Annotated in this window: 7 protein-coding genes; all 7 read right to left on the reverse strand. The window is 55.9% G+C overall.

The genetic code is table 11. The features are described 5' to 3' along the window. Positions 1-32: 32 nt before the first annotated feature. The 7 genes from ispG to EBC_RS18600 all read right to left on the reverse strand — a co-directional run bounded on the left by ispG (position 33) and on the right by EBC_RS18600 (position 12,271). Entirely contained in the window at positions 33-1,154 is a 1,122-nt protein-coding gene (gene ispG, locus EBC_RS18570; RefSeq protein ID WP_013203392.1) for a flavodoxin-dependent (E)-4-hydroxy-3-methylbut-2-enyl-diphosphate synthase, read from the reverse strand. Positions 1,155-1,195: 41 nt separating this feature from the next. After that, the gene (rodZ, locus tag EBC_RS18575) at positions 1,196-2,185 is read right to left on the reverse strand and encodes a cytoskeleton protein RodZ (RefSeq protein ID WP_013203393.1); all 990 of its coding nucleotides are present in this window, start codon (positions 2,183-2,185) and stop codon (positions 1,196-1,198) included. Further along, entirely contained in the window at positions 2,175-2,906 is a 732-nt protein-coding gene (gene pilW, locus EBC_RS18580; protein WP_013203394.1) for a type IV pilus biogenesis/stability protein PilW, read from the reverse strand. The genes rodZ and pilW overlap by 11 nt, the downstream gene beginning before the upstream one ends. Before the next feature lie 82 nt (positions 2,907-2,988). Further along, the gene (locus tag EBC_RS18585) at positions 2,989-4,158 is read right to left on the reverse strand and encodes a bifunctional tRNA (adenosine(37)-C2)-methyltransferase TrmG/ribosomal RNA large subunit methyltransferase RlmN (protein ID WP_013203395.1); all 1,170 of its coding nucleotides are present in this window, start codon (positions 4,156-4,158) and stop codon (positions 2,989-2,991) included. Positions 4,159-4,339: 181 nt separating this feature from the next. Continuing rightward, positions 4,340-4,771, reverse strand: coding sequence for a nucleoside-diphosphate kinase (ndk, locus tag EBC_RS18590; protein ID WP_013203396.1), 432 nt, complete (start codon positions 4,769-4,771; stop codon positions 4,340-4,342). A gap of 174 nt (positions 4,772-4,945) precedes the next feature. Next, a complete protein-coding gene (pbpC, locus tag EBC_RS18595) occupies positions 4,946-7,267 on the reverse strand; it encodes a peptidoglycan glycosyltransferase PbpC (RefSeq protein ID WP_013203397.1) in 2,322 nt (773 codons plus the stop codon). Between the two features lie 39 nt (positions 7,268-7,306). Beyond that, a complete protein-coding gene (locus EBC_RS18600; protein WP_013203398.1) occupies positions 7,307-12,271 on the reverse strand; it encodes an alpha-2-macroglobulin family protein in 4,965 nt (1,654 codons plus the stop codon). Positions 12,272-12,508: the final 237 nt, after the last annotated feature.

A 12,508-nucleotide genomic window follows, 5' to 3' on the forward strand; every position in this document is an offset into this window, starting at 1 on the left:
CTCCGGCCTTCGGGCCAACCCGTAAATGCGATTTATTTTTCTAACTGCTGGATAGCAATGCGGCGGCTTTCGTCCATCATCGTGGCTTTAGCACGGATGCGGGCTTCCAGCTGATCGATCATGTCGTTGTTATCAAGACGTTCACGCAAGCGCACGCCGTCTTCATATAAGCCACTTTTCTTGTTGCTACCGGTGACGCCAAGGGTGGAAACCAGCGCTTCACCCGGGCCATTCACCACACAGCCGATAATGGAGATATCCATCGGCGTCACAATATCTTCCAGCCGCTGCTCAAGCTCATTCACCGTGCCAATCACATCAAATTCCTGACGTGAACAGGTTGGGCAGGCAATGAAGTTGATACCACGTGAACGAATGCGCAGGGACTTGAGGATATCGAAGCCGACTTTCACTTCTTCCACCGGATCGGCGGCTAACGAAATACGCAGCGTATCGCCAATGCCTTCTGAGAGCAGCAGGCCAAGACCGATGGCAGATTTCACTGAGCCAGCACGCATGCCACCGGCTTCGGTGATGCCAAGGTGCAGTGGCTGATCGATCTGCTTAGCCAGCAAACGGTAAGACTCAACGGCCAAAAACACGTCGGAGGCTTTAACGCTGACTTTAAACTGATCGAAGTTCAGGCGATCCAGATGATCGACATGACGCATGGCAGATTCCAGCAGGGCCTGTGGCGTAGGTTCGCCATACTTTTCCTGCAGGTCTTTTTCCAGCGAGCCGGCGTTCACGCCAATGCGGATAGGGATGTTGTAGTGACGCGCGCAGTCCACAACCTGGCGGATACGCTCATCATTGCCGATGTTACCTGGGTTGATGCGCAGGCAGTCAACGCCGTATTCGGCAACCTTAAGGGCAATGCGATAGTCGAAATGGATGTCAGCAACCAGCGGGACATTGACCTGCTGTTTGATCAGGCGAAAAGCCTCAGCGGCGTCCATGGTAGGAACAGAAACGCGAACAATGTCGACACCGACACGCTCAAGCGCTTTGATTTGATTGACCGTCGCCGCCACATCGGTGGTTCGCGTGTTGGTCATGGACTGAACGGCTATTGGTGCACCATCGCCCACTGGCACCTTGCCGACGTAAATGCGCGTAGATTTGCGACGGATAATGGGTGCTGCGTTATGCATAGTCTTCTTTCTCCACAATTACTCGCGATCAGAAAGATGCGTTATTGCGCACCGACTGTCAGGCGAGCAACCTGGTTGGTACGGATGAAACGACTCAGATCGACCGGCTGGCCCTGATACTGGATCTGAACGGCGCCCGGCGCACCAATCTTCAGACGATATGGCGCTTTACCGGCGAGGCTGAGTTTACCACCACTACGCTGCATTCCGCTGAACAGTTTTTTCCCTGTTGCATCGGCGACTTCCAGCCAGCAGTCTTTATCGAAGCTCATCACCAGCGCATTGCCGTCGGCAGCAGGCGCGCTAACGCCTGCAGATCCGGTTGGCATCTGGCTGTTGGCCGTGTTGTCCACTGGCGCCTGAGAAGGCGAAACGGCAACAGGCTGTGAAGAAGCCGCGGCATTATTTGCCGGGGTCTGAGTTGCCGCAGGTGCGCTGGCTGCTGCTGGCGCCGAAGCTGATGGCGTCTGGGCTGAAGCGTCAGCAGGAACACTTTGAGCGGCCGAGTTATCGGCCGGCGTGTTGTCATTGCTGCTGTCACCCAGCGGGATCGACTGGCTATTATCGCCACTGGTTCCCGCGTTCTGATCGGCCATCGACACCAGATCGTCCTGAGCAGCCTTGTGGTTTTGCCACCACCAGGCGCCGGTCAATCCGACGACAACAAACAGGACCAGCCAGGTGAAAATCATCAACCAGCCATCGCGTTTTTTGCGACGTTTGCCCAAAGAAAAACTCTGCATCGGCTCCACTTTGGCAGCACGAACAGGTGAATGCTTAGCCATCATCGGCAGCAGTTCATCTTCAGGTACGTGTACCAGACGGGCATAAGAACGGATATATCCCCGCAGGAAGGTCGACGCCAGATCGGCAGGCGACTTGTCCTCTTCAAGATCACGGACGGTGGAAAGTTTCAGGCAAAGGCGTTCAGCAACGTTCTGCTGAGTCAGTCCCATTTGCTCACGGGCACTGCGCAGGCGCTGGCCTGTTGAATTTACTGCTGAGTTATCTTGAGTGGCTTCAGTATTCATTAGCTAAATAATGCAGGTGCTGTATCGATTGTGGAAAATTTCGCGCCAACTGCGCCCCGGCAAGCTTTACGCCTTCGGGTTGCTGCGCCAGCGCGGCGAAGCGAATCTCTAACCACAAACTCTCAGCCGTGGCTGAAAAGTTGCGTTGATAAACATCTAAAAGGAGCCGCGATACCTCGCGCTCATTCTTTCCAAATCGCCTTTCGGCTTCTGCCAGCAGAGCCTTTCCCTTGTCGACAGCGTTTTGTGTTGCCTCAACCAATGCGGTCCGTGCCCTGTCCTGTTCCCCCGCAAGGAGGTAGCAGTAACCGGCATTTTCACGCGCATCGGCAAGCACGCCGTTTTCAGGTAATTCAGCGGCTTTGCTGAACTGCTGCTGAGCCGCATCATACTGCCCTAAACTACAGAGAAACGCACCGTAATTATTGATTACATCACGGTTTTGTCCTGCCAGCAGCAGAGCCTTCTGATAATGCTCGCTGGCGGCAACCGGGTTATCCGATCGCTGGTAAAAACGCGCTATCGCCAGCTGAACACGATAATCCGTCGGTGCAAGCACCACGGCCTGATGCAGATTGCGCCCGGCAGCAGATAAATTATCGCGGGCCAGATAATCCAGCCCCAATTGTAGTCGGGTCTGCAGCAGTTCATTGCGTTGCGATGACGAGTGGCAGCCTGCTACAAGCAACAGTGCCAACCAGAACGGGAATCCTTTACCCATGCAACCTCCTGATTTGAGTTAAGCGTATGGTACGCTTTTCACATCAGGGCGGACAGCACGGGTCACTGCCAACGTTCAGGTTTCAGAGCGCTTTCACAGAAATCGCTTCACCGGCCATTTTTTTACGCAAGGTACGCTTGGTACGGTCAATCACTTCCCCGGCCAACTGTCCGCAGGCCGCATCAATATCATCACCGCGCGTCTTACGCACAATAGTGGTAAATCCGTAATCCATCAACACTTTAGAGAAACGATCGATGCGACTGTTCGAACTGCGACCATAAGGAGCGCCCGGGAAGGGGTTCCATGGGATCAGGTTGATTTTGCATGGGGTGTTTTTCAGCAATGCCGCCAGCTCGTGTGCGTTATCGGTGCTGTCATTCACATGATCCAGCATCACGTACTCAATGGTCACACGGCCCTGATTGGCATTGGACTTAGCAATATAACGGCTCACCGAGGCTAAAAACGTCTCGATATTGTACTTTTTGTTAACCGGCACAATTTCGTCACGAATTGTGTCGTTTGGCGCATGCAGGGAGATCGCCAGCGCCACGTCAATCATGTCGCCCAGCTTATCCAGTGCGGGAACCACGCCTGAAGTGGACAGGGTGACGCGACGCTTGGACAGACCGAAACCAAAGTCATCCAGCATGATTTCCATCGCCGGAACAACGTTGTTCAGGTTAAGCAGCGGCTCGCCCATACCCATCATTACCACGTTGGTAATAGGGCGCGTACCGGTGATTTTAGAGGCACCGATAATTTTTGCTGCACGCCATACCTGGCCGATAATTTCAGACACGCGCAGGTTGCGGTTAAAGCCTTGCTGCGCCGTCGAGCAGAATTTGCATTCCAGCGCGCAGCCCACCTGGGAAGAGACGCACAGGGTGGCGCGGTCTTTCTCCGGAATGTACACGGTTTCGACCTGCTGACCGCCAACGGTGATCGCCCATTTGATGGTGCCATCGGTCGAGCGCTGCTCGGTTGCGACTTCAGGAGCGCGGATTTCAGCAACTTCTTTCAGCCTGTTGCGGAAAACCTTGTTGATGTCGGTCATCTCGTCGAAATCATCACAGCAGTAGTGATACATCCACTTCATCACCTGATCGGCGCGGAACGGCTTTTCGCCCATGCTGGCAAAAAACTCGCGCATTTGCTGACGATTCAGATCGAGCAGGTTGATTTTTTCTGTTTTTGGCGTGGCAATGACAGGAGATTCGGACGACGGACTCACAATTAGTTCAGACATAATATTCTCTGGCCTCGTTATTACACGTTATGGCTCTGGGGGAATGGAAGGTAAAGTAATGCGCCCCTGACAGCCAGGCTGGTCAGGGGCGCATTATCATACAAGCGTGTAGCGACAGGTTAAAGCGCGTCTGCAAAATAAATTGTAAACGCCCGGCGCTATTCGCCCTGTAGTAACGATCTTAGCGGGTGCGTGGGCAAACTTCACCTTCGCCGAAGAAATAGGCGATTTCACGGGCAGCAGATTCAGCAGAGTCAGAACCGTGGGTCGCGTTCTCGGTGAAGCTGTCAGCGTAATCTGCACGCAGAGTACCTGCCAGTGCGTTAGCTGGGTTAGTTGCGCCCATCAGGTCACGGTGACGCTGAACGGCGTTTTCGCCTTCCAGCACAGAAACCACAACCGGACCTGAAGTCATGAACTCTACCAGACCGTCGAAGAACGGTTTGCCCTGGTGTTCAGCGTAGAAACCTTCAGCCTGCTCTTTGCTCAGGTGCAGCATTTTGCTGCCAACGATTTTGAAGCCAGCGCTTTCAAAACGGTTGAAGATGGCACCAATAACGTTTTTTGCCACCGCGTTCGGCTTAACGATAGAAAAAGTACGTTCGATAGTCATATGGACCCCTGTTTGATGTCGAGTTTGGCCGGTGAAAAGGCTCCCCGGCCTGGAAAATGGCGCCGATTATAGGGGGCATCGCCGCCCTTGCCTATCGGAGATTCAACAATTTAATAAAAAAATGCGATCTATAAACCCACAATTATTTAGCGGTTTTATCGCATTCAAGCGGAATCACTCCACAGTAAAAGTTGCCGAGGCGACTTGTCCACCCTCATCCAGCACCGTTAGCTGGTAGCTACCGGCTTTACCTAATGACAAATTTACGGTGTCTTGCCGGTTTGGGCGCGGAAGCGCACTGCCGTCCAGGAACCACCAGCGTTGATTTCCGCGGCCTCCCTGCGACGTGACGTTCACATCCAGCTGACTTTTACCTGGCAGACGATGCAACAGCTGACCACTGCGAACGCCCGTTAAAATCAGAGGAACCGCACTGCCGTTATCCAGTGGCGGACAGCGGGGATCCACGGCGGGCAACCGCTGTTGCCGTCGCTCAGACACCGGCAGCCAGGGTTCCAGCGGTAATGGCCACAACACCACATTTGCCCCCTTCGCCTGCGGGCAATCCGCTGCCACGCGCAAGCCTGCGGCATTTATCCATACTGGCTGTTGCAGCCCTGCCAGATTTTCCTGTCCTTCCGCCAGTAAAGTGGGCGGTGTCGTCCCTTCCAGAATCCAGCTTTGCTTAAGCTGCCGGCAATTGCTATCGCCTTCAGGTAACGCCTGTCCACCCGGCCAACACAGCGATCCGGCGGAGACCGTCGCAGGACGCGGTTCGACGGGTAACCAGTTACCGCGAAAACCGGGTGAGGTCATCAGCAAATTATTGATTTGATTCAACACCGGTACGGCGCTGGCAAAGCCAAACTGCCCGGCAACCGGTGTTCCATCCGGACGGCCAACCCACACGCCGATCAGATAACGAGGATTGACGCCGATGGCCCAGGCATCCCGGTAGCCGTAACTGGTCCCGGTCTTCACCGCCAGCGGGACAACGCCCGGTAACAGGTTGTCTGCTAAGGGTTTGGCCTCCCCGGCAAGGATGCGCCTGACGATCCACGCAGCGCCGGGAGAGAGTAACGGCCTTTCCACCAGCGGTTGTTCCGGCATAAAGCGTAATCCTGCCGCCAGCCCGTTGCGGGCAAAGGCACTGTAGGCCGCAACAATCTGATCCATTCGCGCGCCGGTCCCACCTAAAACTAAGGACAGGTTTGGCTCCGCTGCCGGCGGGAAACGCAACGTCAGGCCCACATTGCGCAAGCTGGCAGCCAGAAACTTCGGCCCGACCGCCTCCAGCAGCTGCACCGCAGGCAAGTTCAGCGAACGGGTCAGTGCTTCGCTGGCGCTAACGGCGCCGTGAAATCCGGTATCAAAATTTCCCGGCCGGTAATCACTAAAACGGCGTGGGACATCCTGCAACAGCGATTCCGCGGCGATCAGCCCCTGATCCAGCCCCATGCCATAGACGAAAGGCTTCAGAACCGACCCCGGCGAGCGGATGCTGCTGATCATATCCACATGGCCGAAGCGGCTGTCATCGTCCAGATCGACCGAGCCCAGATAGGCCCGCACTTTCATCGTGGCATGATCGACCACCAGGACAGCCATTGAGGTGCGCGGCGGTAGCTGGCTTTTCCAGCCTGACGCCAGCGCCTCTATCTGCCGCTGCAGTGCGGCATCGACCGTTGAGACGATCTTTTGCTGGCTGGACATCGCCAGTAAACGGCGGGATAGCAGTGGGGCCAGCTGTGGCATCTGCCTTGGCGCCAGCCAGACAGGCTCCGGATAAATCTCCTCAACCAGCTCTTTCGGCCAGACATGCAGAGCGACCATTCTTTCCAGTACTTTATTACGCGCGGCCTGAGCCCGCTCTGGCCAGCGATCGGGCCTCAACCAGCTCGGTGCCTGTGGCAACACCGCCAGCAATGCGGCTTCGCTTTTGGTTAGCTGCGAGGGAGGCTTACCCAGCCAGGTCCAGCTTGCTGCGCCGACGCCTTCTACCGTGCCACCAAAAGGCGCACGGTTGAGGTACAGCGTCAGAATGTCACGCTTGGACAGATGCCATTCCAGCTGCATGGCGCGCCATGCCTGCCAGAGCTTGCCGGTAAAGGTTCTTGGGTGGGGATCAATCAGTCGGGCAACCTGCATCGTTAGCGTGCTGCCGCCTGAAACGATCTCACCTCCGCTCAGATCCTGCCAGGCGGCCCGGATAACCGAGAAGGGATTAATACCCGGGTGATACCAGAACCAGCGATCTTCATAGGTAAGTAACGCTTGCAGGTAATCAGGGGAAACGTCTTCTGGCGTAACGGGATAACGCCAGACGCCCTGGGCATCAGCAAAGCGCCACAGCGGCGTGCCATCTTCCGCTACAACCACTCGCGCTGGCTGCAGCTCCTTCAGCGGCAACGGCCACAGGCGATCCGCCAGTACAAGCAGCAGCACAACGGCAATCGGCACCATCAACCAGCGGGTATAGCGTAAAAGCTTATTCATTGGTTAGCGGTGCCCGGCGTTAAGCCAGGCACCTGCAACTCAGTGAATCGTCAGGCTGTCTGGCGTAGTTCCCAGCGCCCGCCATTGTGGGACATACATCGATTCCACCTGTGGAGGCGGCATCAGGTACTGACCCGGCGTCACCGCCCTTGCCAGATAAAGCAGGGTAACCGGGCGATAGCCATCCACATCCACCGCGGCAACAAAGCGATCGTCGCGGAACTCGATGTGTTTGATATTGGCCTGCTGCATATCCCCCATCAACTCCTGCACATCGGCGGCGCTCTCCTGCAGGCTGGCGCTGCTGTTGGCCAGGTTCTGGTTTTCCAACTCAAGTCCCGCCGGCAGAAGATCGACCACCAGCGCATCTGGCACCCGGCGATCCGCCCAGACCTTCAGGCTGACCAGCAGCAAATCACCGCTCTTCAGGTTTTCCAGTGAGATCTCCTTGCCCTGAAGATCAAGATAGCGTCGGGTGACATTCAGCACACTGTTGAAAGGCGCCGGCTTAGCCGTTGGGTAGCCAACCACATCCAGTCGACTGTAAATGGCATCCGCAGAATCGTTTTGCAACTGAACCCCTTCCGCCAGCTCTGGGAAGTTTAATGGCGTGGTCACCGGTCCTTTACCATTGAGGGAACTGCCGTTGAGCGTGGCCTGCCAGGCTGAACCTGAGGCATCGGTCAGCGCCCTGCCCACCAGGAACAGGGCATTATTTTCCTGAGTAGACAGCCAGCGCTTACCATTCAAGTTCTGCGTCAACGTAAGCAGTAAGCTGTCCTGCGCCTGTGGCAGAAGCTTATTCTCTGACAACAACACGTAGATCATGGCCTGGTCGCGGATGTCGCTGCCGTAATCGCCCAGCCAGCTCTCTTTCTGGCTGCGCTGCGTCGCCAGTCCGAGGTTCAGGGCTTGTTCAGAACGCGGCCGATCGCCCATTAATTTCAATGCAACGCCCAGTTGGACCAGCGACAGCCCGGTTTTCGCCTGACCTTGTTTATCGAACAGGGCACGCAGTGCGCCCAGTGGCGCTTTTTGCTGACGCGCAAGGACCAGCGCAGCATATGCCTGAACGCTAAAGCGGGAGGCAAAGCTATCCTGGCTGTAGTAAACCTCGATCTGAGTGGGGTCCTGCAGATAGCGCAGCAGGCGCTGGTCTGCATTTTCAATCACTGATTTTTCCACGCCATAGCCCATCTCGTTGGCCCGCACGAGGAAATCAGTGACGTAGGCCGTCAGCCAAAACTCTTCCGGACTCTCTTTGCTCCACAAGCCAAAGCCGCCGTTTGCACGCTGCATTCCCGCCAGACGGTCAATGCCCAGATCGATGGAGGCCCGCCGCGCTTCATCAGTGCTGGTCTTGATCCCCAGCGCCTTCAACTGCAATTGATTGGTAAACAGTGAAGGATAGAGTCCGCTGGTTGTCTGCTCCAGACAGCCGTACGGGTATGCGTAGAGTTCGGCAATATAGCGGGCGATATTCAGCGGAGGTTTATTGCTTAATACCAGCTGCCCCTGCAGGGTTTCCGTTGCCAGACCAGAAAGCGCATCTGCCGGCAAGGCCCACGGCTCACCCGCATGTAGCACGCTGCTAAAGCTGCGCGTCACGCCCGGATAGGCTGGACGAACGCCAATTTTCCATTGTTGTTTCATCGGTTTGAACGCTTCACCTGGCAGCGACAGGCCAGTAATTTCCGTGCTGACGTCGCCATCTCCAAATCCGGCTGAGGCGGTGACGGGCAGGAACAGCGTTTTGCGTTCTCCTGCTTTCAGGATCACTGATTGCGTCTGCGGATCATCCAGCTTAAGCAAACCACCCGCACTGAACGCTATTTGCAGCGTTTGCGGCTGTGGGGTCAGGTTAGTCAGGTCCATCGCCAGCCTGGCGCGGTCGCCACCCGCCATAAAGCGCGGCGTCGCCAGTTCACTGACTAACGGTGCCGCGACAACCACTTTCTTCTCTGCCGAACCAAAGTCGCTATCACTCCAGGCCTGCGCCATTACGCGCAGTTCACCGTTGAACTCCGGTATTGCCAGCTCAAGCGTGCCCTCGCCATTGGCATCCAGCGTAACGGCCTGCAGCTGTTGGGCCACAATATTGACGTGAGTGACCGGTTTCTGCCCGCCACGGGTTAACGGATCTTCGTCATCGCCGTCACCACCGAAGCGCAGTGCCGCCAGGCGACCGCTGCCTTCAATCAGCTGACCGTAAACATCATATTGATCGGCGTTGTACCGTTTGCGGCCAAAGAAGGCTTCCCACGGGTCCGGCGTTTTGTAATCGGTAATGCTTAAGACACCACTATCAACAGCTGACAGCAGTACGGTGATTTTTTGCGGCACAGGTCCCTGCGAAACGCCCGCTTTCACCTTCACTTTCAGCGTCTGCTGCGGGCGAATTTTCTCTGCGGCATCCAGGCTGAGGGACAAACGTCGGTTCTCTTGCGCCAGCGGAAGATGCAGTAAGCCTACCGCACGTTTTGGCGTGCTTCCCTGGGTTTTATCCCCAGGGCGGATCACCAGCGCGCTGAGGTACAGGTCATGGCGTTTCCAGGCGTTATCAACCGGCACGTCAACATCCATGCCACCTGCCGGTACGGTGATCTCCTGCCACCACAATGGACCGTTACTGGACTCCACCATCAGATAGCCTTTACCCGCAGCCGGAGATTCAACGTGCACCCTGGCTTTCTCACCCGGTTTATAAGCCGGTTTATCGAGCTTTAACTTGACCTGATCCGGCCGCAGTGCCCCGGAGCCATCGGTATTATCCTGCCAGCTGTAGCCTGCCCAGAAGCGCACGCTGCTGAGCACATTATTCTCCGGGTCACGCACTTCAAGACGGTAAGATCCCCAGTCCACTGGGTATTCGACACGCGTGCTGCCGTCAGCGGCAATGGTGACGTTGTGTTCATCTTCAACCAGATCTTTCTGATCGAAGCGGGACTGCCAGCCTTCGCTGTCCGAGAAGCTCCAGTAATAATCGCGGCGTTCATGGATCAAACGGACATTCAAATCCTGGGCAGCCAACTTCTTGCCGCGACTGTTGGCATACACCAAATCAAAGGCGGCGGTACTGCCCTCTTCCACCATGGGCTGGCTGTGATAACTGTCGCTGCGATAATCGTACACGTCCTTATTACCAAATAAAGGCCGGATACCGGGTAAAATCTCAGCAGGCCAAATCGCCTGAGAAGCACGGCGCGTCACCGGTCGGCCACCCGCCTCCAGCAGGCTGGCCTGCAGAATGACGGTCAGCGGTGAATGCACCTGTTTCCAGCTCGATTCGGCCACCACGCTGCTGTTGCCCTCGGCGTCCAGCTTGAGGTCAACTTCATCAAGCGTGCGTTTCAGGTCGGATTCATTGATATCGCCAAACTGATAGCCTGGCAGGCTGGCGACAGCATCCCTCAGCGGGCGCAGGAACAGTTGACCTTGCAGAGTGTTTCCGGCAGCCGGAGCACCATACAGATAACGGCCATTCACCTGGAAGGCAGCATCCTCCTCCATAGACTGCGGAAGTGGGCTGCTTTTCAGGGTTAATGCCATGCGCTCTGGCATAAAGTCTTCTACGTTAAACGCCCAGCTTCGTTTACGGTTATCGCCGGTATTCAGGCGGAATGACCATTTGCCGGTGGTTGCCGACTCCGGCAAGGTGAAACGATATTGATAGAGGCCATTTTCTGGCAGCCAGACTAACGTGCGGGCAACCTCGCCATCCGGCTTAACCACTTCCAGCGTGACCGGCTGAGGAGCCAAAGGTTGACCATCGGCATCACGCATCAGCGCATTGATCACCACCGTCTCACCCGGGCGATACAGGTCGCGTGGGCCAAAGATAAAGATCTGCTTGTCGTACCCTTCCGGGCCAGCCACCGCGAATTCCGCCAGATCCAATGCCGGACGCGTCAGATCCAACAGCGTGGTTTGCTCACCCAGCTTTGCCAGCACGATTTTGGCTTTCGGGAAGCGGGCAAATTCCGCATGGCCCTGCGCATCCGCAGTCGCTTCGGCCAGAACCTGCCCTTTTTCGTCCAACAGTGAAAGCTGAGTACCAGGCAGAGCCGCCCCGCTTTCCAGGCTCTGGCTGAACAATGCCAGCGTTTGCGGGAACTGATGCAGAGACAGGCCGATATCGCTCAGCGTGAATAGCGTGGCGGGGTTGCTGTAGTTATAGGAACCGGCCTGCTTCATCACTGCCAGATACACGCCAGGCTGTTTAAGCGCGTCAATGTTGCTGAGCGGCAGCAGCATTTTTTCACGGGTATTGCGCTGCGGATTGAAATCAAAACGGCCGGTGTAGACCAGGTCGGCTTTGGTCAGCACATCTTGTGACTGCCAGCTGGAAAGCGTGGTGCCATATTGCCAGGACGCCAGAAAAGAAGGCAGTGAAGCCGGTTTTACCCGGAAGAAATCGACATCAATGCTGTTAATGTTGAGCGCCAGAACCGGCAGACCCTGCGTAACTTTGGTCGGCAGAAGAGAACCGCGGCTGGCAAAGCCAACCATCGGCTGCACGTCACGCGTGGCTATTTTTTGCTGGAAGGCCTGCTCAAGGACAGCGCCATTGGCGGCTTTTATCCCGCTATCAACCGAGACGGTCAGCTCACGCGCCGGTTCAAGATGACGGAAACGCAGTTCTTTACGCGAGGGAGAAAGCTCCCATCCGCCTTCGACTGCACCGGTTTTGGTGTCGATCAAATGTAACTGGCTGGCATAGTTTTGCCGATCGTCAAGCGGGATGGAAAACGTCAGCACCAGCGTGGAGGCGCCATCCAGCTGCACTTCGGAAGCATCAATAAGCGTTAATGATTTACCCGCATCACGTTTAGCTTCAGCTGCCCTCTGCGCGTCACTTAGTAAGGGAGGCTTACTGGCTGGCGCCTTATCAGATGCACTCTGGCTGGCCGGTGTCGATGATGTTTCTTCTTTTTGATCGCAGCCACCTAACAGCAGCAGCGAGAGAAAAGCCGCAACATATAATCCATTCCGTTTAACGTTCATCATGACTCCATGGCCAGCTCCCGATAATTGAGGTGCACAGTATGACCTCAGCAGGGGCAAAAAAAAGCCTGTTTTTTCACTTTTAGCAACATTTCGCAAAGTTATTCAGGACCCGTCAGCCAACGACACAAGAATTGCGTGCTGCATTCAGATTCTTACGCAATATCATCCTGATAGTGCGGAACATCTTGTGATGGAGTAACAGCGCGGTACACTGGAACTATCGTTACTTCATGT

It is taken from the genome of Erwinia billingiae Eb661, assembly GCF_000196615.1.
GTDB classification, from domain to species: domain Bacteria; phylum Pseudomonadota; class Gammaproteobacteria; order Enterobacterales; family Enterobacteriaceae; genus Erwinia; species Erwinia billingiae.

Bases quoted from the DNA above. Each gene is read 5' to 3' on its own strand.
- ispG (WP_013203392.1), bottom strand. From the start codon at position 1,154: ATGCATAACGCAGCACCCATTATCCGTCGCAAATCTACGCGCATTTAC.
- rodZ (WP_013203393.1), bottom strand. From the start codon at position 2,185: ATGAATACTGAAGCCACTCAAGATAACTCAGCAGTAAATTCAACAGGC.
- pilW (WP_013203394.1), bottom strand. From the start codon at position 2,906: ATGGGTAAAGGATTCCCGTTCTGGTTGGCACTGTTGCTTGTAGCAGGC.
- EBC_RS18585 (WP_013203395.1), bottom strand. From the start codon at position 4,158: ATGTCTGAACTAATTGTGAGTCCGTCGTCCGAATCTCCTGTCATTGCC.
- ndk (WP_013203396.1), bottom strand. From the start codon at position 4,771: ATGACTATCGAACGTACTTTTTCTATCGTTAAGCCGAACGCGGTGGCA.
- pbpC (WP_013203397.1), bottom strand. From the start codon at position 7,267: ATGAATAAGCTTTTACGCTATACCCGCTGGTTGATGGTGCCGATTGCC.
- EBC_RS18600 (WP_013203398.1), bottom strand. From the start codon at position 12,271: ATGAACGTTAAACGGAATGGATTATATGTTGCGGCTTTTCTCTCGCTG.